The sequence below is a fragment of the Parashewanella curva genome (assembly GCF_003675895.1).
In the GTDB taxonomy this organism is placed as follows: Bacteria; Pseudomonadota; Gammaproteobacteria; order Enterobacterales; family Shewanellaceae; genus Parashewanella; species Parashewanella curva.
This window is the reverse complement of sequence record NZ_ML014812.1, coordinates 1-25,225: the sequence shown is the minus strand read 5'-3', so window position 1 is coordinate 25,225 and position 25,225 is coordinate 1. Positions and strand designations below refer to the sequence as shown.

At 41.8% G+C, this 25,225-nt stretch carries 22 protein-coding genes and 1 tRNA gene; 16 read left to right on the top strand and 7 right to left on the bottom strand.

Translation table 11 applies throughout. From position 1 onward, the window contains the following. The first annotated feature begins 134 nt into the window (after positions 1 to 134). The 4 genes from D5018_RS16480 to D5018_RS16465 are packed head-to-tail and all read left to right on the top strand — an operon-like array spanning position 135 to position 4,419. On the top strand, positions 135 to 332 hold the full coding sequence (locus D5018_RS16480) for a hypothetical protein (RefSeq protein ID WP_121840092.1): 198 nt from the start codon (positions 135 to 137) through the stop codon (positions 330 to 332). A 20-nt stretch (positions 333 to 352) separates the two neighbouring features. After that, positions 353 to 3,016 (top strand): toprim domain-containing protein, encoded by a 2,664-nt coding sequence (locus tag D5018_RS16475; protein ID WP_121840091.1) that lies wholly within the window; start codon positions 353 to 355, stop codon positions 3,014 to 3,016. Positions 3,017 to 3,025: 9 nt separating this feature from the next. Next, complete coding sequence (locus D5018_RS16470; protein ID WP_121840090.1) at positions 3,026 to 3,235, top strand: hypothetical protein; 210 nt, start codon at positions 3,026 to 3,028, stop codon at positions 3,233 to 3,235. Continuing rightward, complete coding sequence (locus tag D5018_RS16465) at positions 3,235 to 4,419, top strand: recombinase (RefSeq protein WP_121840089.1); 1,185 nt, start codon at positions 3,235 to 3,237, stop codon at positions 4,417 to 4,419. Before D5018_RS16470 ends, D5018_RS16465 begins: the two co-directional genes overlap by 1 nt. A gap of 50 nt (positions 4,420 to 4,469) precedes the next feature. Here D5018_RS16465 and D5018_RS16460 read toward each other — a convergent pair whose 3' ends face one another. Then, a complete protein-coding gene (locus tag D5018_RS16460) occupies positions 4,470 to 5,519 on the bottom strand; it encodes a hypothetical protein (protein ID WP_121840088.1) in 1,050 nt (349 codons plus the stop codon). 1,240 nt (positions 5,520 to 6,759) lie between these two features. Here D5018_RS16460 and D5018_RS16455 point away from each other — a divergent pair. The 6 genes from D5018_RS16455 (at position 6,760) to D5018_RS16430 (ending at position 10,535) form a co-directional block, all read left to right on the top strand. Beyond that, positions 6,760 to 7,026 (top strand): hypothetical protein, encoded by a 267-nt coding sequence (locus D5018_RS16455; RefSeq protein ID WP_121840087.1) that lies wholly within the window; start codon positions 6,760 to 6,762, stop codon positions 7,024 to 7,026. Positions 7,027 to 7,086: 60 nt separating this feature from the next. Then, complete coding sequence (locus D5018_RS16450) at positions 7,087 to 7,347, top strand: hypothetical protein (protein WP_121840086.1); 261 nt, start codon at positions 7,087 to 7,089, stop codon at positions 7,345 to 7,347. A 20-nt stretch (positions 7,348 to 7,367) separates the two neighbouring features. Further along, positions 7,368 to 7,946, top strand: coding sequence for a hypothetical protein (locus D5018_RS16445; RefSeq protein WP_121840085.1), 579 nt, complete (start codon positions 7,368 to 7,370; stop codon positions 7,944 to 7,946). Positions 7,947 to 8,310: 364 nt separating this feature from the next. Next, complete coding sequence (locus D5018_RS16440) at positions 8,311 to 8,733, top strand: Mor transcription activator family protein (RefSeq protein WP_121840084.1); 423 nt, start codon at positions 8,311 to 8,313, stop codon at positions 8,731 to 8,733. Beyond that, positions 8,730 to 9,626 (top strand): phage protease, encoded by an 897-nt coding sequence (locus D5018_RS16435; protein ID WP_121840083.1) that lies wholly within the window; start codon positions 8,730 to 8,732, stop codon positions 9,624 to 9,626. Before D5018_RS16440 ends, D5018_RS16435 begins: the two co-directional genes overlap by 4 nt. A gap of 9 nt (positions 9,627 to 9,635) precedes the next feature. Further along, positions 9,636 to 10,535: a Mu-like prophage major head subunit gpT family protein gene (locus D5018_RS16430; RefSeq protein WP_121840082.1), complete on the top strand. Its 900-nt coding sequence runs from the start codon at positions 9,636 to 9,638 to the stop codon at positions 10,533 to 10,535. Between the two features lie 313 nt (positions 10,536 to 10,848). Here D5018_RS16430 and D5018_RS16425 read toward each other — a convergent pair. Further along, a tRNA-Pro gene (locus tag D5018_RS16425) sits at positions 10,849 to 10,925 on the bottom strand. 531 nt (positions 10,926 to 11,456) lie between these two features. Between D5018_RS16425 and D5018_RS16420 the strand changes: the two genes are divergently transcribed. From D5018_RS16420 to D5018_RS21570, 5 genes are all read left to right on the top strand, one after another. Then, positions 11,457 to 11,645: a DUF2065 domain-containing protein gene (locus D5018_RS16420; protein ID WP_121840081.1), complete on the top strand. Its 189-nt coding sequence runs from the start codon at positions 11,457 to 11,459 to the stop codon at positions 11,643 to 11,645. A 74-nt stretch (positions 11,646 to 11,719) separates the two neighbouring features. Continuing rightward, the gene (locus D5018_RS16415; RefSeq protein WP_121840080.1) at positions 11,720 to 13,015 is read left to right on the top strand and encodes an adenylosuccinate synthase; all 1,296 of its coding nucleotides are present in this window, start codon (positions 11,720 to 11,722) and stop codon (positions 13,013 to 13,015) included. 213 nt (positions 13,016 to 13,228) lie between these two features. Further along, positions 13,229 to 15,298: a M13 family metallopeptidase gene (locus tag D5018_RS16410; RefSeq protein WP_121840079.1), complete on the top strand. Its 2,070-nt coding sequence runs from the start codon at positions 13,229 to 13,231 to the stop codon at positions 15,296 to 15,298. Between the two features lie 315 nt (positions 15,299 to 15,613). Then, positions 15,614 to 16,009, top strand: a complete 396-nt coding sequence (locus D5018_RS16400) for a hypothetical protein (RefSeq protein WP_121840077.1) — start codon at positions 15,614 to 15,616, stop codon at positions 16,007 to 16,009. Between the two features lie 29 nt (positions 16,010 to 16,038). Beyond that, a complete protein-coding gene (locus D5018_RS21570; protein WP_133309318.1) occupies positions 16,039 to 16,269 on the top strand; it encodes a hypothetical protein in 231 nt (76 codons plus the stop codon). Here D5018_RS21570 and hxpB read toward each other — a convergent pair. Beyond that, the gene (hxpB, locus tag D5018_RS16395) at positions 16,241 to 16,918 is read right to left on the bottom strand and encodes a hexitol phosphatase HxpB (RefSeq protein ID WP_121840076.1); all 678 of its coding nucleotides are present in this window, start codon (positions 16,916 to 16,918) and stop codon (positions 16,241 to 16,243) included. The two genes, D5018_RS21570 and hxpB, sit on opposite strands and share 29 nt — an antisense overlap. A gap of 248 nt (positions 16,919 to 17,166) precedes the next feature. Between hxpB and acnB the strand changes: the two genes are divergently transcribed. Then, positions 17,167 to 19,764 (top strand): bifunctional aconitate hydratase 2/2-methylisocitrate dehydratase, encoded by a 2,598-nt coding sequence (gene acnB / locus D5018_RS16390; protein ID WP_121840075.1) that lies wholly within the window; start codon positions 17,167 to 17,169, stop codon positions 19,762 to 19,764. A 339-nt stretch (positions 19,765 to 20,103) separates the two neighbouring features. Here the strand turns inward: acnB and rpsI are convergent, their stop codons facing one another. The 4 genes from rpsI to D5018_RS16370 form a co-directional block, all read right to left on the bottom strand. Beyond that, entirely contained in the window at positions 20,104 to 20,496 is a 393-nt protein-coding gene (gene rpsI, locus D5018_RS16385) for a 30S ribosomal protein S9 (RefSeq protein ID WP_121840074.1), read from the bottom strand. Between the two features lie 14 nt (positions 20,497 to 20,510). Continuing rightward, positions 20,511 to 20,939 carry a 50S ribosomal protein L13 gene (gene rplM / locus D5018_RS16380; protein WP_121840073.1) on the bottom strand — a complete coding sequence of 143 codons (429 nt, stop codon included), beginning with the start codon at positions 20,937 to 20,939 and terminating at the stop codon, positions 20,511 to 20,513. 285 nt (positions 20,940 to 21,224) lie between these two features. Further along, complete coding sequence (locus D5018_RS16375; RefSeq protein ID WP_121840072.1) at positions 21,225 to 23,879, bottom strand: hypothetical protein; 2,655 nt, start codon at positions 23,877 to 23,879, stop codon at positions 21,225 to 21,227. A 174-nt stretch (positions 23,880 to 24,053) separates the two neighbouring features. Beyond that, positions 24,054 to 25,028, bottom strand: a complete 975-nt coding sequence (locus D5018_RS16370) for a hypothetical protein (RefSeq protein WP_121840071.1) — start codon at positions 25,026 to 25,028, stop codon at positions 24,054 to 24,056. Positions 25,029 to 25,225: the final 197 nt, after the last annotated feature.

Genomic DNA, 25,225 nt, shown 5'->3' with positions numbered 1-25,225 from the left:
TTATTAGCTGGCTTATGGGTCTTTTTACAGCTCAACGAAGTTCTTTCTAACTATACCATTGAGGAGATTGAAGCATTTAGAGAGTTGGCTAGTTCGTTTTTTGGACAAACCATGTAGATACCTATGGATATGTAATGAGTTCTTCAAGCAAAAGATCGATTGAACAAGTCTGGTATAGCTGCGCCGATTTATGCCGTTACTTTGGGGTAAATAAAACCACCATTCTTAGATGGCGCTATCACAGGAATTTTCCTCAACCTGAAAATCAACATCTTGGTCGACCTCGATACGATATTCGTAAAGTACAGCGATTTTTAGATCAACGTCTTTAGACTCTTTTTGAGGACTGGCTATGTACTCAACACTGCGTTCAGAGATCCTTTCAAGATTGCCAAGAGATTTTAAGTTTCAGTCGCAAAACGATTGCTACTTACAAAAAGGAATTTGTCCGAGCTGTGGTGAGTCAGAGCTGTATACCCACAAACAAAACCCTTGGATTTTACGTTGTGGGCGATTAAACAGATGCGCTCATGAACTGCATATCAAAGAGGTCTATCCAGACTTATTTAATTCTTGGAGTGAGCGTTTCCCCAGTGAGCAAAACCTCAATACAGGCGTGATTTCTAATCCTAATGCAGCCGCAGATGCTTATCTTCAAATGGGGCGAGGGATTAAAATTTCTCAGATCAAAGGTTGGTATCAGCAAAGCTCTTACTATTGTGGTAAGCGTCAAATTGGTACGGCTACCGTAAAGTTCACTTTATCCAATGGTACCACTTGGGAACGCTTTATTGATCAGCCAGAACGTTTTGGGAAGATGAAAGCCTATTTCTCAGGAAGCTATCAAGGCCATTGGTGGCAACCACCTGACTTTGATTTCGCCTCATTTGAAGATTCTAACGAACTGTGGATCACAGAAGGCATATTCGATGCCCTCTCCTTACTGCAAATAGATATTCCAGCCGTCAGTGTCATGAGCTGCAATAACTTCCCTGAACATGACTTAGCCAGATTAAAAGCCAAGCTCTCGAATCAACCACTTCCTACTTTGGTTTTTGCCTTTGATAGAGGCAAAGCAGGCGAATCCTTTATATTGAAATTTGTTAAGCGAGCTAGGCTGCTTGGTTGGCAAGTCACTGCTGCACTACCACCCGAAGCTAAAGTGCCATTAGATTGGAATGATCTGCTCCAACGAGAACGGTTAACTCAAGAACGTTTATCTGAATACCGACACTATGGACAGCTGCTGATTGCGCCCGATGCCAAAAGCAAAGGCATATTGATGTATCAAAAAACGGGGGAATATGAGTTTCCGTTTGAATTTAAGAAGTGCATGTATTGGTTTAAGTTTAATGCTGAAAAATACAATAAATCCAGCGAGAGTGATGAAGAGCCATTGGCCGCCCTAAAAGACGCTTCAAACATTCAACTACTGTGCCTCTGCCACCCACAAGCCTTGTACTTCCAAGAAAATCCCCACTCTGATGAAAGTTGGTATTACTTCCAAATTGACTTTCCTTATGGATTAACGGTTAAAAAAACCTTTACTGGCGCTCAAATCAGTTCAAGCGGAGAGTTCAAACGACGATTATCCAGCGTTGCAGGTGGTGCAATATTTGAGGGCAGTACTTTACAACTGAATCGCTGGTTTCGAGATCATTTGTATCAAATCAAGCAAGTTAAAGTTATCGACTTTATTGGCTACAGCCACGAACATAAATCTTATGTATTTGGCAATGTAGCGGTACAAGACGGTGTGCTCTACCCCATTAATGAAGAGGATTACTTTGTGATCAAACGCATCTGCTTAAAGAGCTTAAATCCAATCCCCGTTGCTCCTAATTACGACTTAACCCAACTGCGGCCAGATTTTTTTCATTATCTTTATCAGGCTTACTCCGCTCAAGGCATCATCATTCTCGCTTTCTGGCTAGGAAGCTACTTTGCAGAGCAGTGCCGAGATATGTTTGGTGCTTATCCTTTTTTGGAATTGGTTGGTGAACCCGGCACAGGTAAATCAACCTTGATAGAGTTAATGTGGAAGCTTTCAGGCAGAAACAAACATGAAGGTGTTGATCCGTTAAAGTCGAGTAAAGCAGGGCTTAGTCGTAACTTAGCTCAGGTCGCTAACTTACCGGTGGTATTGATTGAAGCCGATTGGGGAGATTCCAACGCAGGGGCTGGTAGTAACTTTAATTGGGATCAATTTAAAACCGCATATAATGGCCGAGCAGTTCGTTCGACAGGGAACAAAAATCATCAAAATGATACCAATGAACCGCTTTTCAAAGGGGCTTTGGTTATAAGCCAAAACGCTCCTATTTGTGCATCGAAAGCGATTTTAGAACGTATCATCCACATCTTTACTGATCGCACTAACTTCACTACAGAAAGCCGAGCGGCCTCAGACACACTCAAGCGTTGGCCAATTGAAGAATTGTCTGGGTTTATCATCAAAGCAGTATTAAAAGAATCGGAAATTCTAACACTTATTGAGAAACGCCAACCTGAGCTTGAAAAATGGTTAAGAGAAGATCCTATCATCAACAATGATCGCATAAGCCTCAATCATGGGCTTTTGTGTGCCTTAGTTGAAGCACTGAGGTTTGTTGTCGATATTACTCCCACACAAATCGCTCAAGCTCATGAACAATTAAAAGCAATGGCGATAGAACGTACCCACACCTGCGGTACCGATCATCCTATGTTACAAGAATTTTGGGAAGTGTATGATTTCTTGGAAGGAGAAAATGGTTGTGTTGTTAACCACTCCAGAGATCCTAAATTCATCGCCATCAATCTCAATCAGTTTTCGGAAGAAGCAACAGTTCGAAAACAAAAGCTCCCTTTATTGAACGAGCTAAAAGTGCTATTAAAAGACAGCAAGCTCCATAAGTTCATTGGCCGCAAGCCTGTAAATAGCGCTGTAAATAACCGACTCAATAAATTACACCCTAACCTTGGTAAACCTTCAACAGTGAAATGCTGGGTTTTCCAATCTACCTCTACAAAGTAGGAGTTTGTTATGCAACCAAAACTAATGAGAGCATCCCTATGGGTACAGCGAGAATTTTCCAAAGGTTCGGCACCTTCACACGTCACGATAAGAAAGTGGATTCAAAATGGTGTCATAGCTGGTCGTATGATCAATGGGTGTGCTTATGTATTTGATGATCAGTGCGCTGGAATTGATTCGCAAGTAACCAAAATTGTTGATGATTTAATGAGGTTGTAATGGCAGCTCGACCACGCTCTAAAGCATCAAAGCACTTGCCTGAGCATTTATATTTCGACCCAAGAAGAGGCTCTTACAGGCTGCGGCTTGTTGATGGCCGCTTTAAAGCTATCGGTAAAGAAAGAGAAATTGCCATTGCCGTAGCCAAAGAATATAACCGAGTCGCAAGGCCAGAGGTTGCGCTTACGGTTGAAGCTCTGCTTACAGATACTTATAAGTATGGTGAGGCTTGTTTTGCTGATCACGTTGATGCACTTCTAGAGCGGATCATCAGAGAAGAAGAACCATCAGAAGACTTTTTAAAAACCATGCAAATGGATGCTGAACGCACTAAAGAATTTTTCAACAACATACCCAGTAGCCATATCACCTTAAAACACGTTAATACCTATTTAGATGAATACCATCCAGATGCCAGCGCCAATGTTCAAAACCGCAAAGTGGCGTGGCTGAAAAAGCTATTTTCATACGCAATGGACGAAAGCATTATGGAGTCCAACCCTGCTGTGCTGAAAAAGAAAAAGCGAGTAGAGAAAAAACAAAGGCAACGCTTAAAGTCTGATTGGTATAGGATCATTCACGCTGCTTCACCACTATGGCTTCAGACAGCAATGGATTTGTCACTGCAAACCACTCATGCTCGATTGGAAATCTCTCGTATTCAATACAACATAAAAGAGCCAAGCAAACATCAATGTGGTTGCTGTTGGTTCGATAAACCAAAGGTATCGGCTATCGGTAAGGTGTATGGCACTCTTTATATTCATAGGCAGAAAGTAGCCGATAAAGAAGCAGCCCATGTTGCCATCCCAATTGGTGATAAGCTCAAAGCCATTATTGACCGCAGCCGAGACAGAACTGTAAGCGCCTTTGTGGTGCATCGTCTGCCAGAAAAAGCGCCAAGGGCTTTGAGCAAAGACGTTGTGCATTTAACCCAAGTATCACCCGACTATATCAGCCGCACTTTTTCAAAAGTCAGAGATAAAGTAGGCTGCTGCGAACATCTAGAACCATCACAGCGACCAACCTTTCATGAAATACGAGCTTTAGCCGCTCATCTATTTGACGTGAGTGGTGTTGATCCTCAATCACGCATGGCACATACCGATGCTAAAAGTACCAAAATCTACAAAGAGAACCATGTCGAGTGGGTCGAGGTTCCCTTTGCGGAGATTGAGGTTTGAGCTAGAGTTTTGTCTTTTTCGACAGAAATGAGATTGAGTTCAAACAAGTGTTACCCTGCTTCTCCCCATATACCATCAGGTGTTCTGATATATGATGTGTTAGATTTTGTATTTTTTAAAACTTGATACCAGCGAATTGAACCAGTATGAGTTTCAATTATGTCTTGTTGCTGAATAATACTCATATCTTCACTTTCTAGTGAAACTTTTAATGAAAAATTTAGCTCTCTTACCAATAAGTCTTTGTAAGCACCTATAAAATCAAGATTTGTCTCAGTTGGTGCTGTATATATTAAAGATAAATTACCTAAAGCGAATTTATCAAAAATACTAAATTTAGAAAGCTTTTCAATATGAGGGTATATCGCCCTTGCATAGTACTGTGCTCTCGCAAAACTATAACCATTACCAATTAAGTCAAAAAGTAACAGAGTTATTTCATTCGATTGTCTTGTAAACTCGCTTAAATCTTTTGATATAAAACCTTTATCTTCTATGTACAAATGTTGATAAGCAATCTTATTTGCCTCTTGCTCTGTTATTGCCTCATTCCGATATTCATAAATATTCTGGACTAATGATGTATATGTCGAAATCATCTGTACTACATCAAGTTTTGTTGGAATAAGGGCTTCGATTTTATTTTTTTTGTATCTTAGAACATAAAAGTCGATTCCCTCTTGAGCTGGGAATTCAATATCTTCGAAATACACGCTCTGTAATGCGACAAGCATTTTATTTGTAGATTTAGCTTTGAGTGCATTATCTACAGCTTTTTCAAGCATTTTAAGTATGTCTGATTTAAGGTTTTCTTTTTTTATTTCGATAAGTTCTAGTCTGAGGTTTTTGTTTGCAGTATTTATTTGTTCACGAGTTGAGTCACTTGCTGCTTTAATTTGCGCTTGAGTAGCTTTAACTACATATATAATGCTAATAAAGCTCAGTAATGGACTTAGCACTCCGCCAAAAAAAGAACCGAAGTTTCCCCAATCAACGTTTTGATCAGATAACCCATTTGGGAAATTGACAGCGTAAATACCGAAAACTAGTAAGAATGCGACTAGAGCAATTAATACTATATTGAGAATCGAATTTTTCATTTACTTCAACCCTAAAAAACAGAAAAAATTACTTTAAAATTAAAGGGATTAAATTTAACCCAATATTTTCATTATTAGCAATATTGTCTCAAGCCGATCAACTTATAATATTCCATTATTTTCTGAAGATTTTAAGAAATTGTAACCGATCACTTAGTCTTGGAAATGTGGGAATAAACGAGAATAGATAAAATTTGGCGGGAAAATTCAGAGCTAACAAGGGTTATAGTCAAATTTTAAACTTGAAAATTCGGATTTGCCGAGTTCGGCTAGTTTTGGAAAATACTCTGGTTTTCATTTTTTAGATCGGGCAGTCATGGAATTATCCAATCTTTAAAAATTCAGTAAGCATATTGGTTAACCTCCTTATATTTATGGGGTTTACTATGACTCATTTGATAGAGAATAGGTTCAACTGTTAAGAGTCTACTTGGTTTAACAAACATGTTTAAAGAAAGTGACTTTCTTTCTATTAAATACGCTTTCTTTTCTTGAAAAACCATTATTAACAAGCAGTTAAACCAAGTTTAAAAATCAAATTTTAAATTTATAAAAAGCAAGTAAACCTCCCCCAGAATCTAGTTTTTTCACTACTTAATTATGTATTTTAAAGACCCTTTTTAAATGACATGAAAAGGATCATAGATCCGTTATAGAGAAACATGATCCGCTTCTCTATATAGCGTCTTTTAGAACGAGATAAAATAAGACGTATAGTCCTTTTCAATATATTAACGTCCCTTTCTGCCACACCTCGCTAAATCAACGTTTTGTTCGCTATATGTACGCAATACGCACACACTAGAAAAAGACGTTAATCCAAAGAGAAAGTTAATTTTCTACTTGAACAAAAATAAACCAAGTTAATATTTTATCAAAACGGATCATTTTCTAGCGATGAACCAAAGCTAACAACGGCTCTGATATTAATTTTGTGTGTAAACAACCTACTTATAATATCAACCATAAGTACATTTTTTTTGTTGTTTTTCTTGACAAGAAATAAAGCTAAGGTTCATACTGAAATCCTCTCAAAAAAAGTTAAGCGGTATCCGCACCCGTCAGTTAATGCGGTTTTTTTGTGCCTGTATTCAGGTGCAAAATGTCAGTCTATGACGGGATGACAGCCGAAAATACAAAACCCCTTGGGGAATATCGGCGGCGGCATCTTAACTTGCCGAGAGTGAGTCCCGTCACCCTCAATAAAGGTGATTTCTCTCAAAAAAGTTAAGGATTCACCATGAAAAACCAAGAAAATGTAACTCACCTAGCCGAAGTATGCCCTGTTAAATGTGCTGTAGCTCAAGTCGCTGTAAATGCTTTCCAGTTAGACAAACTTCCAGACCTTAAAGAGTTAAATCAAGATATTTCTAGCTTGCTTGAATCATTATCTGAGCATATTAAAGAACTAACGCCCCAAGAATCACGAGCGTTAATTTTTGCTCTGAATTTAGCAAAAGACACTGCTACAGCCAAAGCCTTAGCCCTAGCTAGTAACACCCATTAGTTATACGTGTTGCGTATATTTGAATCGTTCGCAATACGAACAGCTTGAGAGGAGGTTACTATGCTTAAACCTGAGCCAATCACCGAGCAAATGGATTGTGCAATCGGCTTAGCTGCAATCAAGGCGATCTTTTTCCATGATTCAGCCTACAAACTGGCAGAACTGGAGAGCAACCTATCCAGTATGCTCTATCTGTTTAATGATACTCAGAGCTTTAAAGACTTAGGTGAGAACGAGCGCAAAGCTCTACATTTGGCCTTACTAATGGCTAAAGATGTTTCAACAGCCAAGTCACAAGCTCTAGTGTCTAATGCTCGATAGATACAGATAAACCAAAGCAAATGAGCAAACCAACCGCCAAGACTCTCCAAGCATGGCAAGCCATGACCGCAAAGGATACGTTTACCGTATCTGAAATAGCGGATCAGGTTGCCATGCCCTTGGAGCAGTGCCGAACCTTTATTAATAAGATGGTAAAGCAAGGCTCAGTTTTAAAAGTGGGCGGCATTGGTGTTCATACTCGCCCTTTCATCTACCAAATTGATCCGACAAATAACCCTAGAGTAGGGAAAGGCAACTACAGTCAAATAAAGCACCAAGCAACAAAAGTTCAACAAAGCATTTGGAATACCATTCGCATACATGAAAGAGTGGATACCGCTTTAATGCTGCAAACAATACCGAAAGCTAATCTTAAAACGATTAATTGTTATCTCAGAGCATTGGAGCTTGCTGGGTATCTTGTCAGGCTCAGAGCAGATAAGAACATTAATAACCGTCAGCGCAAGTTTTCAGGTCGTGATCAATTGCGCTTGAAAAGAGTGTTCAATACTGGACGTTACGCCCCAATTTTGAGACGTGGTGTCGGTATGTGGGATCAAAACCTACAAAAGCTCTTTCCTTTCCAAGTTGGCAAGTAATAAAAAATCTTATCAGGTTCAATTTAAGCCTAATTTCAATTATCTAAGTGATAACCATATCAAAAGAGTTCATTTTTCGATTTATGAGCGATTTAAACAGGTGTTAAACACTAATTTGAAATGAGATCGCAAGCGTTGCCATTCCTTTGACACAAATTAAACAAAAAAATCGAAAGCAAAGTGCGACTTTCAGTTTTTATAGGGGACTCCACCTCGTTGTTGTAGCACTTTCTTGTTATTCAAGCCTTTTTTGCTCTTTCTTGTTTATTCCCGATTACTTTCTATGTTTACCGAGACATCTCTTTACCAACAATTTTACACAATATCTAAGCTATGAGTTAGAACGGTTCATGAAGGAAAAGTGATGTCAGGAAAATCAGAGAAACATAATGAAAAAGTTGCATTCACCCGAAACTTAATTCGAAACAGATATCCAGCCGATCTAATAGCCATCATGGAGCTGTTTGATAAACGCTTAAAGCAAGAGGGTGTTCATAAAGATGGGTTAGCAGATAGGTTAATCGTAGAAATTTCTATCTTTCTAGGAGGTCGCCATATCTACTTACCCCAATCTAAACGGTTACAAAAAATAATTCGCGATCTAAGAATTTATGATGAGTTTAATGGCAAAAACTCCCTAGAACTTGCTGAAAAGTATGATTTAACAGAAAGAACTATCCATCAAATTCTTAAAGATCACCGAGAGTTTTTAAAAGAATGGCGAAGTGCTACCGCTAACCCAGCTAAAGCTATTGAAGCAGAACGAGCTATTAAGGCAATATCATGAAACAAGAACCAGCCAAAATAAATACAGCCATAGAGCTGGATAACAAATCGGCTCCTGAATGGATTAAGGTTTTACCCAATGAGCAATTTATTAAAGCTGTTGACGGTAGAGAGTTTATTTTAAACGACAGTGAGCAAGTCGTGAATAACTCAAAACGTGAATTGGTTGAGATGCACGTTAACTTTGATCACTCTTTCGAAAACGCACTATCACAAAGTAAAAAGGCTGCGGGGTGGGTTAAGGCTCTTGAGGTCAGAGAAGAAGGTATATTTGCTCATGTAGAGTGGACAGACGAAGCCAAGAAACTGATTGAAGAAAAAAAGTACCGCTATATTTCACCATCTTTGAAAATCGAAAAGACTGATAAGAAGCAAAAAACCATTCTTGGTATCAATAACATTGCTTTGACCAATCAGCCAGCCTTAGAAATGGCAGCTCTACTAAGTTCAGGTCAAAGCATTCATGAAAATGAACAACTATCCGCACTATCTCAAATAGGACAGCTGTTAAACCTAAACGGCACAAATCCCGTTGAGATTCTCGCAGAACTAAGACAACAACAAGAAAATAGAGAAACAGAGCTTTGCAATCTTGATGTTGAAACAGCAGTTAGAGAATTCGGTTTTCCAAAGGCTAGTGAAGATGAATTACTGACAGTTCGGCAGACTCTAGGCCGTGATTCATTCAAAGAACTAACAGAAAAACTATCGGTCGCTGGTTTTGGTATTCCATATTTGGGAAAAATCACACAAACAGAAGCCCTGAGCGCCCAAGGAATAAAGCTTGGCGGCAACCAAAACAAACACAACTTAACACCTGAAGAACTTGAAGTCTGCCGAAAAACAGGTGTTTCACCAGAAGAATTTGCAAAATCAAAACAGGATAAAGAATAAGGATTTATCATGCCAGACCCTAATGTAATACATCATGCAAGTACTGCGTTTACCGCTAAATTCAAATCAGGGATGGAAGGTTTTACACCTGACTACCTAAAACTTTCAACCGTTGTTCAGTCTTCCTCTGCATCAACTGGTTATGGTTTCCTTGGTGAATTCCCAATGTTAAGTGAATGGATTGGAGAGCGTAACGTACAAACTCTAGCAGACCACGACTACAGCGTGACTAATAAACTGTTTCAAGCTTCAATCAAAGTGAAACGAACAGATTTCGAAGATAACGACTATGGGAAGTATTCACCGCTGTTTGAAGAAATGGGACGTAACGGAGCCGAATACCCAGACGAGTATATATATGACTTACTGAAAAAGGGTACAACTCAGCTATGCTATGACGGTCAAAACTTCTTTGATACTGACCATCAAGCGAACGGCGAAACCATATCAAATCTGTTTAAGCCAAGTGATCAAGCAGACGAAAAGCCTAAGTTTTATCTGCTCGATACAACCAGAGCACTTAAGCCTCTAATCTGGCAAGAACGAGTAAAGCCTCAGTTAGAGAGCGTAAACGCAAATGGTCAGAATATTGATGATAGCGTATTCATGCTTGATGAGTATAAATATGGTGTCCGTGCTCGTGGTAATGCTGGGTATACTTTGTGGCAGTTAGCAGCCTGCTCTTCTAAAGGATTAACAGAGGAAAACTTTGCAGAAGTATACGACGCTATGTTTGCGACTAAAGCCGACAATGGAAGACCACTTCGCATTAGACCAAACTTGATTGTAGTACCGCCAGCGTATCGACAGAAAGCTATGGAGCTATTCCAAAGGGAGTATCTAGCTAATGGTGAGAGTAACCCTAACTACAAGATAGTTGAAGTATTGGTAAGCCCTTGGTTATCATAGAAGCGTAACCGTTTAGCTTAATTGCCTTGGCAGTGTAATCATTCACGACACTATTGCTTTGGTGGCCAAGGCAGTTAAGCACCCTTCACGAATAAGCTTTAAAGATAGTTTAAACTAAGTTTAACCCTTCAAATCAATTTCCAAAATTAGCCGAACTCATTTCCGCAACCGTCCGTGCCGCTACAGAAATGAGTAATCGAAAAAAACCTGTAAATCATCTGAGGTTTTGCGCGAATTTTGCGCCAGTTTTGCGCACTTTAATGTTTTAGGATGCGGTAAAAGAGAAAAAAGCTATATAAAACAAGAAGAAAAATGGTCGGAATGAGAGGATTCGAACCTCCGACCCCTGACACCCCATGACAGTGCGCTACCGGGCTGCGCTACATTCCGACACTGATTGGAACTATAGCGACTCACTGCTGTACCTTCAAGTAAATTTGGGGAAAAACCAGATAGTTGCGCAGAATATCGACACATAAAATTCAAGAATATGGTAGAGGATTATGCTCGTTGAGTATTTTTATACCCAGTTTTTTTGAAGACGAAGTTTCATGGACATTTGCATACTGCATCTTAACTCTGTCTGATATATACCCGTGGTACTTCAAGATGCACTCTTTCAGCGAGAATTAATTGCCATTTAGGCAAGGCATTTATCTGAAGTAATAGTGGTTCTATTTCAAGGATAAATAACGAAGCATAAATGGCAATTAAACTCGCACTGCGTGTGACTCTCAGCGAACATTCTTCTTTGTTGTGAAAGTTTGCATTAGACCCCTAGTCCTTCACTTCACGCCTCGAATAATGATGTGCTGAGAGGCACTGAAAAGTTGCATCTTGAGGTATCACGGGTATATTCACAAATCACTGCACATATGTAAAATCAAGAATAGCTTAATAGAGATAATTGACGAGAGAAAAATGACATTCGCCACCATCATGCTCGCTTTAGGGGTTGTATTAGTTTTTGAGGGGTTAGGCCCATTATTAACCCCAAATAAGTGGAAGCAAGTATTAGCTTCTATTTCAGAACAAACACCTCAGTCTTTGCAACGCCTTGGCGGTGCACTTGTAACAGCTGGCTGTGTTTTGATATTCATTTTTCTGTAACGCAAACGTAAAGTGGCTAGTTTTAATGCGAAAATCTGTTAAAATCCCGTTTTAACCACAACCGACTGCGAAAAATGGGTAAAAATGTTGTTGTTCTCGGCACTCAATGGGGTGACGAGGGAAAAGGTAAGATTGTCGACCTTCTGACAGAACAGGCAAGTTATGTAGTGCGTTATCAAGGCGGACATAACGCTGGTCACACCTTAGTCATTGACGGTGAAAAAACCGTACTTCATCTTATTCCATCAGGTATCTTACGCGACAATGTGAAATGCATTATCGGTAACGGTGTTGTTCTTGCACCTGATGCGCTAATGAAAGAAATCCACATGCTTAAAGAGCGTGGCATTCCAGTTGAAGAGCGTCTGATGATCTCTGAAGCTTGTCCACTTATCTTACCAATTCACTGCGCTTTAGATATGGCACGTGAAAAAGCACGTGGCAACAACGCCATTGGTACGACTGGTCGTGGTATTGGCCCAGCTTATGAAGATAAAGTTTCTCGCCGTGGTTTACGCGTAGGTGACTTATTCGATAAAGAGCTATTCGCGAAAAAGCTAAAAGAAGTGATGGATTACCATAACTTCATGCTAACGGAATACTACAAAGTTGAAGCGGTTGATTTCGATAAAACCTTAGCAGATACGCTTGAGCTTGCGGACTACTTGAAGTCAATGTGTGTTGACGTAACCGAGCTGCTTGATCAAGCTCGTAAGAACGGTCAACCTATCCTTTTTGAAGGTGCTCAAGGCACCCTTCTTGATATCGACCACGGTACTTATCCGTTTGTTACCTCATCTAACACTACCGCTGGCGGCGTAGCAACGGGCAGTGGTTTTGGTCCACGTCACTTAGACTATGTTCTAGGTATCATCAAAGCTTACACCACTCGTGTAGGTGCAGGTCCTTTCCCGACTGAGCTTGAGTGTGAAATTGGCGATCACTTAGGGGTAAAAGGTCACGAGTTTGGTGCAACTACCGGCCGTAAACGTCGTCCGGGCTGGTTAGATATCGTAGCCATGAAGCGTGCGGTACAAATTAATTCTATCAGCGGTTTCTGCCTAACTAAATTAGACGTATTAGACGGTCTAAAAGAAGTGAAATTGTGTGTAGGCTATCAAATGCCTGATGGCAGTATTTCTCACCAAACGCCACTAGCCGCTGAAGGTTATGAAAACGTAACCCCAGTTCTAGAAACTATGCCAGGTTGGGAAGAAACCACTTTTGGTGCAACTTCTATCGAACAACTGCCACAAGCGGCGATCAATTACATTAAACGTATTGAAGAACTGCTTGAAACACCAGTAGATATTATCTCTACGGGTCCAGATCGCAACGAAACTATGATCTTAGTTAACCCATTTAACTAAGACAGTTTTTTGCATATTAATATTGAATACCGCTCACTATGAGCGGTATTTTTTTACATCTTGTTACATCTCTCTCTGTTCCTTTACCCTTGCTTTTGTTATGTTGAGCCGTTGAAAAATAATTGGAAAAGGCCACTGGAAAGCATAACACTCAAGCTTGAGTGAGCATTTCCAGTTGCCTTTTCAGTTCTCTCTCAGAACAAAGGAATAAAAATGAAAAAAGTCAGCGCTCTGGCACTTAGTGTTGCCATCAGCCTAGGTCTTGCAGGTTGTGGTAAACAAGAAGCACAACAAACAACTGTAAAAACTGAAGCTCCAAAACCTGTGGTTCAATCCGGTATTGAAAAAGAAAACTTTGATACTCACGTTCGTTTCCAAGACGACTTTTACTACAGCGTAAACGGTCACTGGCTTAAGAACACTCCAATTCCAGGTGATAAGTCAAACTACGGTGCTTTCTCTGTGTTATACGAGAAAAGCCAAGACGCGCTGAAGAAAATCATTGAAGAAACCGCAAAACAGCCGAACAAAGTTGATGGCTCAAGCGCGCAAAAAGTCGGTGATTTTTATGCCAGTTACATGAATACTGACAAAATCAAAGAGCTGGGCATTACCCCGCTTAATGGTCTGTTATCTGAAATCAATTCAGCCAAGACTCATAAAGACATTGCTGCGGTAATGGGTAAGCTGATGATCAACGGTGGTGGTATTCCATTTGGCTTTTATGTTAATAACGACGCTAAAAAGTCCGATCAATACGCAGTTTATTTCTATCAATCTGGTTTAACTCTACCTGATAGAGATTATTACCTAAAAGATGATGAAAAGTTTGCTAACAACCGTAAGCAAATGCAGCAATACATCACAGACTTGTTAACTCAAGCTGGCGTTAAAGACGCGGATAAAGCGGCTGAAAACGTAATGAAAATGGAAACCTTCATTGCAAAAAATCAGTGGAGCCGCGTTCAATCTCGTGACGCCAATGCTCGTTACAACAAGATGGATCGCAAGCAACTAAACAGCCTATTCGGTAATGTTGATTTTGAAGCCTTCGCTAAAAACGTCGGTATTGGCAGCAATGTTAAAGAAGTGATTGTAAGCCAGCCATCGTACTTCGAAGCATTAGGCAAACAGTTCGACAAATTCTCTGTAGATGCATGGAAAGACTACCTAAGCTTCCACCTTGTTGATAATTATGCTGAATTGCTCACTCCTGAGTTTGCTAACTTAAGCTTTGAGTTCCACGATAAAGCTCTACAAGGCATTCAAGAGCAAAAGCCACGTTGGAAGCAAGCGGTTGATGCGGCGAACAATGTCATTGGTGAACTAGTTGGTCAACAGTACGTTAAAGAGCACTTTAAGCCAGAAGCTAAAGAGCGCATGGAAGGTTTGATCAAAAACTTGATCAAAGGCTTTGAAGTCAGCATCAACGAACTTGAGTGGATGACGCCTGAAACCAAGAAAGCAGCTCAAGAGAAACTGTCTAAATTTACTTATAAGATTGGTTACCCAGATAAGTGGAAAGATTACACAGGCTTAACCATCAAAGGTGACGACTTAGTGGGTAACTACCTACGTTACACTCAGTTTGAGTACAAAGATATGTTAGGCAAGCTTGGTCAACCTATCGATAAAACTCAATGGTTTATGACACCACAAACCGTGAACGCTTATTACAACCCAGTAATGAACGAAATCGTATTCCCTGCGGCTATCTTGCAGCCTCCATTCTTTAACATGGAAGCAGACGACGCTGTAAACTACGGTGGTATCGGTGCAGTTATTGGTCATGAGATAAGCCATGGTTTTGACGACCAAGGTGCTAAATACGATGGTGACGGTAACCTACGTGACTGGTGGACAGCCAAAGATAAAGAAGAGTTCCAAAAACGTGGTAAGGCACTATCTGAGCAATACTCTAAGTACGAAGCACTACCGGGTAAATTCGTTAACGGTGACTTAACGCTGGGTGAAAATATCGGTGACTTAGGTGGTTTGACCGTAGCTTACCGCTCTTATCTAATGAGCCTAAATGGCAAACCATCACCTGTTATTGATGGCTTTACTGGTGAGCAACGTGTATTCATCGGTTGGTCACAAGTATGGCGTCGTAACTACCGCGATGAAGAGCTAGCAAAACGTCTATTGACCGATTCTCACTCTCCAAGCCACTTCCGTGCTATGGGTACGCCACGTAATATCCCTGAGTTTTATAAAGCCTTTGAGGTTAAAGACACAGATAAGATGTACCTGCCAGAAGATAAGCGTGTGAAGATCTGGTAATTTTTCTACCGTTTAAATGAAAGCCGAGTGGAACACTTCTACTCGGCTTTTTTATGTTCGAAGAATTAAAGTCCTAAACGCCTATTTGTATGAATCGTCTATATTTATGTTATGTTTCATAAATAGGCTAAAGCACATGTCTGGAATTTCAATACAAGGGCAAGGAATCATACCCATTCCTCGTAAATTTTCTGAATCAGAATTACAACTCATCAAAGAATCGACACCCGAGCAAATTAAAAAAAATTCAGTTCAATACTCAATAAGCTCAAAGACTTTATTAGTGGAACCAATTCCCAAGAAGTGGCTTTGCATTTGAAACAGCTATTATTGTCTGACAGCACAGAGAAAGCCAACGAGGCAATGAACCAACTTAATGAATTATGCGGCCCAAATCACAACCCTTTTAGCGTACAACAAGTAGTGGGAGTTCAAGAAAGCACATACGCTTATTACTTCAATTCAGAAAAAGGGAGAGGACATTCCACCCCTATTCATCAGCTCAATGTTCCTAACATCAGTGACTCCACTACAATGGAGGGCGTTAGACGAGCTGAATGGCGGCCAGTTTATGATTTTCGACAGCTTACAGATCTAAGGATTCAAGCATACCAATTACTTGAAAAAGAAAATAAACCCTTACGCCAAGAACAGATGAACACAAAAGAGCGTAAACGTATGAGCAAGCAATCCAAGCCAGTATTCAAATAAATCAAGCATCAGCCGAACATCATTCAAGAATGCGTTGTGTCGTTATTGAGGAACCTGAAGCAAGTCATTTTGCACTATTGCCTGACGCAATAACCGCAGAAGATACATTATTAATTGGACTACGCCACCACGAAGACGGTCGAATAACCGTAAATGATCACGTTGATCACCCTATGTTTCATAACGAATCTTTACGCAGCCTCATTCTTGAACAGGGTAAGGGCACAAAAATCACTCAATTGTCACTGCCCCAGCCATGAATACAGATGCCAGTTGAGTCAAATCTTCAAGTTGTTCATGAGCTATAACCCAACGACTCTGCTGCTGTTGTTCTTTAGCCGGAATCGCAATAGTTTGCATTGATGCCGCTCTTGCTGCAATCAGTCCGTTAAATGAATCTTCAATAGCTACACATCGACTTGGGTCAACACCCAGCTCACTCGCACAATTTAAATACACTTCTGGGTGAGGCTTGCCATAGGCCAGCTTTTCAGCCGATTTGATGGCTTCAAAATAATGGCGAATATTTAAGGTATCCAAAACAGCATCCACCAATACCATAGGCGATGATGTCGCTAGGCCAATTTTAAACCCTTGCCGCTGACAAAAACTAAGAGCGTCAATTACGCCATTCATCGGCTGACCGTCACGGTGAATAAAATCAACCACAGCTGTGACTAATTGCTGACTTACTTGATTATTATCATAATTCGTCCACGGATAACGTTGATGCCAATAATCGACCAATAGATCGACTCTCATTCCCGTGGTCATTAGAGTGTCTTCATAAGTCAGTGGCACACCATATTTCGGTAATACCTCTAATTCTGCCTGTTGCCATACCGGCTCAGAATTAATTAATACGCCATCCATATCAAAAATAACAGCTTGTGCTTCATTCAATGACATTTGCTTACTCAAAAATCTAAAATTCAGCTCAAGTATAACGATTTATTGACAAAAATTCGGTTAATTTAGCGTTAAGATTGTCCAATAATTATGTGACTTGATTCATACTTTTTTAAAGCTGGTGTATAATATCCCCCCAAAAAATAAAAGCAGTACTTGAGCTTATTCTCTGTTGTTTATGCAGACGTAATTCAAGCCATACTGTTGTCCAAGCACTTTAATAGTGTAATCAATAGAGGAATGTTGCCGTGCTAGAAGCTTATCGCAAACACGTTGAAGAGCGTGCAGCAGAAGGAGTTGTACCAAAACCCCTTGACGCTCAACAAGTCGCTGATTTAATCGAATTACTAAAAAATCCACCAGCAGGTGAAGAAGAGATCATTCTGGATCTGTTTGAAAACCGCATCCCGCCTGGTGTAGATGAAGCCGCCTATGTAAAAGCAGGTTTCTTAGATGCACTAGCCAAAGGCGAAGCCACTTCTCCACTTATTTCTTCTGAGCATGCAGTTAAATTGCTTGGCACAATGCAAGGTGGTTACAACATCGAGCCATTGATTGCTCAACTAGACAATGAAGCGTTAGCACCATTGGCAGTTAAGGCACTTTCTCACACCTTGCTGATGTTTGATGCTTACCACGATGTGGTAGAGAAAATGGAAGCAGGTAATGCTTTCGCTAAACAAGTGGTTGAGTCTTGGGCTAATGCTGAATGGTTTACCTCTAAGCCAAAGCTAGCTGAAAAAATCAGCCTACGCGTATTTAAAGTACTCGGTGAAACCAACACTGATGACTTATCGCCAGCGCCAGATGCATGGTCTCGCCCTGACATTCCACTACACGCACTCGCGATGCTGAAAAACGCCCGTGAAGGTATCGAGCCTGATGAAGTTGGCGTAATGGGTCCAATCAAAAAGATTGAAGCCATGAAACAAGAAGGTTTCCCACTGGTATACGTTGGTGACGTAGTCGGTACGGGTTCTTCTCGTAAATCTGCGACTAACTCAGTACTTTGGTTCATGGGTGATGATATCCCTAACGTTCCAAACAAGCGTGCTGGCGGTTTCTGCTTCGGTGGTAAAATTGCTCCTATCTTCTTCAACACCATGGAAGATGCAGGCGCTCTACCTATCGAGCTAGACGTTAGCCAAATGCACATGGGTGATGTAATTGACGTTTACCCATACGAAGGCAAAGTTCGTCGCCACGATTCAGAAGAAGTGATCTCTGAATTCGCACTAAAAACTGACGTACTGATGGACGAAGTTCGCGCTGGCGGCCGTATTCCATTAATCATCGGTCGTGGTCTAACTGACCGTGCTCGTGAAACCTTAGGTCTTGACGCTTCTGACGTATTTGTTCGTCCACAAGACGTGGCTGATACAGGCAAAGGCTTCACCCTAGCACAGAAAATGGTTGGTAAAGCCTGTGGCGTTACTGGTGTTCGTCCTGGTCAGTACTGTGAACCTAAGATGACTTCTGTTGGTTCTCAAGACACCACAGGTCCTATGACTCGTGATGAGCTAAAAGACTTAGCATGTCTAGGTTTCAGTGCAGACCTAACCATGCAGTCATTTTGTCACACTTCGGCTTATCCTAAGCCAGTTGATGTGAACACTCACCACACTCTACCTGATTTCATCATGAACCGTGGCGGTGTATCACTTCGTCCAGGTGATGGTGTGATTCACTCTTGGTTAAACCGTATGCTTCTGCCTGATACTGTAGGTACTGGTGGTGACTCGCATACTCGTTTCCCATTAGGTATTTCATTCCCAGCGGGTTCTGGTTTGGTTGCATTTGCTGCTGCGACGGGCGTTATGCCACTGGATATGCCTGAATCAATCTTGGTTCGCTTTAAAGGTGAAATGCAGCCGGGTATCACCCTTCGTGATCTAGTACATGCAATCCCACACAAAGCGATCCAAATGGGTCTTTTGACTGTTGAGAAAGCGGGTAAGATCAATGCCTTCTCTGGTCGTGTATTAGAGATTGAAGGTCTTGAGCACCTGAAAGTTGAGCAAGCGTTCGAACTTTCTGATGCATCCGCTGAGCGTAGTGCAGCAGGTTGTACCATCAAGCTAGATAAAGAGCCAATCATTGAGTACTTGAACTCAAACATCGTGATGCTTAAGTGGATGATCTCTGAAGGTTACGGCGACCGTCGTACCATCGAGCGTCGTATTAAGGCGATGGAAGAGTGGCTAGCGAACCCTGAGCTAATGGAAGCAGACGCTGATGCAGAATACGCTGAAATCATCGAAATCGATCTAAACGACATCAAAGAGCCAATCCTTTGTGCGCCAAACGATCCTGATGATGCGGTACTGCTTTCTGAAGTTGCGGAAACTAAGATCGACGAAGTATTCGTAGGTTCATGTATGACTAACATCGGTCACTTCCGTGCCACTGGTAAGATGCTAGACAAGTTCGCAACTGCACTACCTACTCGCCTATGGGTTGCGCCACCAACTAAGATGGATCGTGATCAGCTGACTGAAGAAGGTTACTACGGTATCTTTGGTCGTGTAGGTGCACGTATCGAAACTCCAGGGTGTTCACTGTGTATGGGTAACCAAGCACGTGTTGCAGAGAAGTCTACGGTAGTATCGACTTCTACTCGTAACTTCCCGAACCGTCTTGGTACTGGTGCAAATGTTTACCTAGCTTCGGCTGAGCTAGCGGCAGTAGCGGCTATCCTAGGTCGTTTACCATCTCCTGCTGAGTATCAAGAGTATGCTAAAGAAATTGATGCAACTGCAGCCGATACTTACCGTTACTTAAACTTCGACCAAATCGAAAGTTACACTAAGAAAGCGGGTGAAGTGATCTTCCAATCAGCCGTTTAATCTAAACTCTGATTAAACTGCTTAAAGTCCTCCTTCGGGAGGATTTTTTTTGGCTTGAAAAATGTACCTCGTCATACAAATCCAGATGTAAGAGTAATAGTGTGATAAAACAACCGTCCGTGACAGGATGTCACGGTCGTCAGCACATGGCCATTCTCGCACATCCTTGTGCTTCATAGCATTTAGGCTTCCTGCCTATCAGATGTGCGCTTCTGGTGTTGTTCACATTATTACTCTTTAGCTATTTTCCCAACGCCCATAAAAAAACCCAGCCAAGGCTGGGTTTTTTGGTAAAGCGTCGAAACGTTGCTTTTCTGATTCTCGATACCGAGCAGAAAATTAACGCTTAGAGAATTGTCTCTTACGACGTGCTTTACGGAAGCCAACTTTCTTACGTTCAACTTCACGAGCATCACGGGTAACGAAACCAGCAGCACGTAGAGTAGGACGTAGAGCTTCATCAAGTTGCATCAATGCACGAGTGATACCGTGACGGATTGCACCAGCTTGACCAGTTGTACCACCACCTTTAACAGTGATGTTTAGGTCTAGCTTTTCTAGCATCTCAACCAATTCTAGTGGTTGACGAACTACCATGCGAGCAGTTTCACGACCGAAATACTCGTCCAATGGACGCTTGTTCACTACGATGTTACCGCTACCAGTTTTCGCGAATACACGAGCGGTTGAAGTTTTGCGACGGCCAGTGCCGTAGTACTGAGTTGCAGCCATTTGCTTAATCCCGTTTAGATATCAAGAACTTGAGGTTGTTGTGCAGCGTGGTTATGTTCTGCGCCTGTGTAAACTTTAAGTTTACGGAACATAGCGCGGCCCAAAGGACCTTTTGGTAACATACCCTTAACCGCTTTCTCGATGATCATTTCTGGCTTACAAGCTTGCAGCTTTTCAAAGCTGATTTGCTTAATTCCGCCTGGGAAGCCTGAATGCGAGTAGTATGTTTTGCCTTTCGCTTTGTTACCAGTTACAGTCACTTTTTCAGCGTTAACTACGATGATGTAATCACCAGTATCAACGTGAGGAGTGTATTCTGGCTTGTGCTTGCCACGTAGGCGAGCTGCGATTTCAGTTGCGATGCGACCTAAAGTTTTACCTTCAGCGTCAACAACATACCAGTCACGAGTTACAGTTTCTGGCTTAGCAGTAAAAGTCTTCATTATTACAAAAACCCAAAGTTAATTACGTTGTTTCACAAATTACCTATCAAGTGATAAGTAACGTAAAATTTGCCTTCACTTGCCCCTTCGAGCAAACGAAATGGCTATCAAAATCCGCACCTTACGTGCGAAGTAACGTGGGCAGGCGGCATATTATACAGATATTTGGAGTAAAAATCATCTATTTTTTAACGCCTGCTTTTTAAATGTTCCTTACTTGTTCGTACCTTAACAGTCATAGAAACATCATTTCGCCTTGATAGACGGAAAATAAACTCTAAGGGTTCAAACTTCAGTCTCAGATGGGTCAACTAAATCATATTCTTTGAGAAGAGACGAATTCGATCCTCGTTGTATGCCAGCAGCTGAAGCTGGCTTCGGCCTAGCACTTGCACCGATCGGATATTCTGTCTTTGGAGCAGTCACAAGAGCCTTAACGGGTTGATGACTCTGCCCCGTTGATGGTAGCTGACTGGGTTGAGGTAAAACACCTGCCGCAGCTGAGGGTTTAGTTTCTGGTACTGATAGAGTGGCTGGTTTAGGCTGAGTACTTGCAGCAACGGGATAATCAGTTCGTCGTTCACCCGCTCTATTTTGCGGCTTTGCCAAAGAAGCCGATTGAGTTGGCGCTGCCTGTGATGGCGTTCTTCGGTGTCCTAATGCGGTTGGCTTAGATTGAGTTTGAGGCTCAGGCAGTTCTTCCATTGTTCGATATCGTTGCAACGTCGCTTGAACATCGGAGTCTTCCATTTCCGTTGGTGTTAATTCAATGATTTCGTTAGTTCCTGGCTTTTGTCGACCAGCCGTGATGTCTACAGACCCATCCTTATTTCTTTTTTTGATGATGCAAATAGTCCCTATAGTTACAACGGTTACTACACCCACAATAAGGACTGCTACAGCACTAGCACCAATAATAATGTAGTGTTGCGCTTGTAAGCCTTCAGGGAAATCAAGTTGAAATGTCGGTTTAACGCTTGGCTGTCCAGTCGTAGAGTCTACAGCAAATTTGCCCGAACTGGGTTTCTGTGCATCTGTGCTATCAAGTGGGATTTGGCTTTCAGTTTCCATTGATGGCAATTGAGAAGATGCTGTGGGTTGCCCCGTTGTTGGGTCGGGTTTTGGTGATTCTGAATTAACAGGTGGTATAGGGCTTTCACTTTGAATGGGTGGCGTTTGTGAGGCGGTTTTAGATTGTGCTGTTGTGGAATCGACATTAGACTTATCTGAACTAGTAGCTTGAGCAGGTGGCACTGGGCTTTCAGGTGGTACTGAATCAGTTGCTGAATCTTGAGCATCATCTGTTTGTGAAGCACTGCCTGGATCTGTGTTCGTTGGGTCGACTGTCGTCAGATCAGGACTTTCCAGAGGTACGTTATTAGTCTGCGATTTAGGTGTTGGTGTATCACTGGCAGATTTAAATGAGCTAGTTGGATCTGGTGGTGCCACACATTCCAGATTAGGGCTTTGACAATCAGACCCATCAGGTAATAAAGTTGAATTGGAATCCTCCAAAATTCCCTGCTTGCCAGGGAAAGTATTTTGAGAGCAGTCCACATATCGGGTTTGTTCATAGAAACAGAAGTCTGTCTGCCCTATCCTTTGCTGACGATCTGGCGGTATACGTGCACACTCGACGAAAGGAAAGCATGGTTTCGATTCAATAAGTGTCGCCACTCCCTCTTGTTGCTTTGGCACAACTTGATATGCTGTTTCATCACCTGGCGCAAACTTACACACCATATTATCAAGACAATCATAAAACTCTGGTTCAGGTGTTGGTGTAACTGGAGGCTGTGGTGCTTGTGAACTCGTATCCGCTGCAGGACTTTCAAGAGGTACAGAAACACTAGCTGAAGCCGAGGCTGTTTGGGATTGGGAGGAAGCTGAAGTCACAGATTCAAGCTTTGGCATACAACCAGTAACGGGCCTATCGCAAAGCGGCACAGAAAGATCATCAATTGCAAAGGGGATTCGGGGTAAAGTATTATCCAGAATAATCCCTTGATGCTCGGGACAAGTACTAGCTGAACAATTAACGATTCGATAACCCCGTGCAAATTCGCTATCACTGTTCAATGGTTCGGTAAATTGTGAATGCCCAGCTTCCACCAATGGTACACATTGGGCTTGTCGAACCGCAGTGGCTATCCCCTCAGGCTGCTCAGGGACAAATGAATCACCATTAATTGTGTAAATATTATCAACACAATCATAAAATTCTGGCTCTGGCGTTGAAGTAGGCGAAACTGAAGGTTGTGGGGATTCCGTCGTTGGACTCGTCGGTACTTCCGAGGTTGTGGGAGTCGGCTCAATCACGGGTTCGGTTGTGGTGGGTTCTAAATTCTCATTGGAAGATGAATTCTGAGTCATTTGTTGCTGCTCTGTCGCACTGGACTCACTAGTAGAAGATGTTTCTTGCTCACCAGAGCCCTCTGGGGCTTCTCTGGTACTTTGTTTTCCTTTTGGAGCCGTTGGCTCTCCCATTGCCCATCCTGCGACCTTAGCCCCTGCGTAACCACCAGCCATGCTACACACTAAATTGACCCCAGTCCTTCCCCAACTGTTTTTATCCATTTTAAGATAATTACAACCATAATCACCCACCTTGGTCATTATCGCTGAACCAGCTTTGGAAGCACCGGCAGAGGCCAAGTTACCAATAACTCCAACAGCTGGTCTAAAGTATTGTCCAGAACCCGCCATGAATGCGGTACTCACTACTGTACCAGTTACAAACTTAGCCGCTGGTTGATATTTGGGGTTCACCTGCTCGCACGCATATTTATGTAGAACATTCGTTAAAAGGTGACCACCACCACCTGTTACGGCTCCAGCAAAAGAGCCAACAGGACCACCTAACATGCCAAAACCTGCACCTGTGGCCGCACTAGTAAATACACCATCCCACACACTTGTCGATACATTTGCAGTAGCCATAAAACCCTCCAACCAGTAATATTTGAAAGGTCATTGTGTACTAAGCGGCTATATCAACAAAGAAAAGTCATAGTCGGAATTGGTATGTGATATTACTGAATTTAAATTCTGTATCGAAAAATCAAGAACATTTCAGTTTTAAATACAGAGTTAGCCATTTTGTTTATAGTGCTGCTAAGTTGATTCTTGGCTTTCTTCGCTTTCTTCGCTTGCTTCGCTTATAAGTGAAATTAAGGCTTCTTGGGGATCATCTGAATAGATTGTGTCTGAATCAGATGATCGCTGACACTCAAAAATTGGACTTTTGCACACTGGTGCCCCCCACGAGCCTTCAGGGGCATCGAGATCTAATATTATCCCTTTCTGATCAGGAAAAGTCCTTTCACTGCAATCAACAACTCGATATTTCAGCGCAAAGCAGATATCTCCTTCTTTCATGGCGTTGGTGTGTTGTGAATGATCACACTCTACTATCGGTAGACACTGCCCACCAAATTCGTCATTCCGCTCTACCAAAGTGGCATTCCCACCTTTTTGCTCTGGTATTACCGTATAAGGAATAGGGTCTCCCTCCATATATAGACATCCAATATCGTCTACACAATCCGCTACTTCAGGCTCTTGAAAGGCTTGGCTAGATGCTTGGGGGGCATCTGCATTATCTTTCCCCTCTTCTGGAGTAATAGTCTCTCCGATTGCAGCACCTGCGACTTTAGCGCCTAGGTTACCACCAATAAAGCCACAACCCATATTGACACCTGTTCTCACCCAACTACTCTTTTCCACTCTAAAATAATTACAAGCAGATGCCCCCGCTTTAGTGGCTATCACCCCTCCTAGTTTTGAAGCACTTGCAGTGACTAAATTCCCAACCACCCCAATGGCTGGCCGTAAGAGCTGCCCAGAGGCTGTCATGGCTAATGTGCTAACACCTGTTCTAGTCATAAACTCAGCCAAGGGGTGGTATTGTCGGTTAATCCGTTCACATACATATTGATTAATGACATTAGCAAACAAGTGGCCTCCTCCTCCTGTAAGCGCACCTGTGGCAGATGCCACTGGACCTCCTAGTAAGCCGAAACCCGCCCCAGTAGCTGCACTGGTCAATACACCATCCCACACACTGGTCGATACACTTGCTGTAGTCATGTCGTCCTCATTTAACCTAAAAATGTATTGTGTGATAAGTTGTTCTATAAACGAAAGAAAAAACATAGTACAGACATTGATCAGACCCCTAGGTCACTTTTTTGATTTTATAGAATGTTAACGTGTGACCTCCTATTAGCCTTACTATCTTTTCCCTTAACTCATCAAAACCGTCTAGGCGAATTTTATTGTCATAT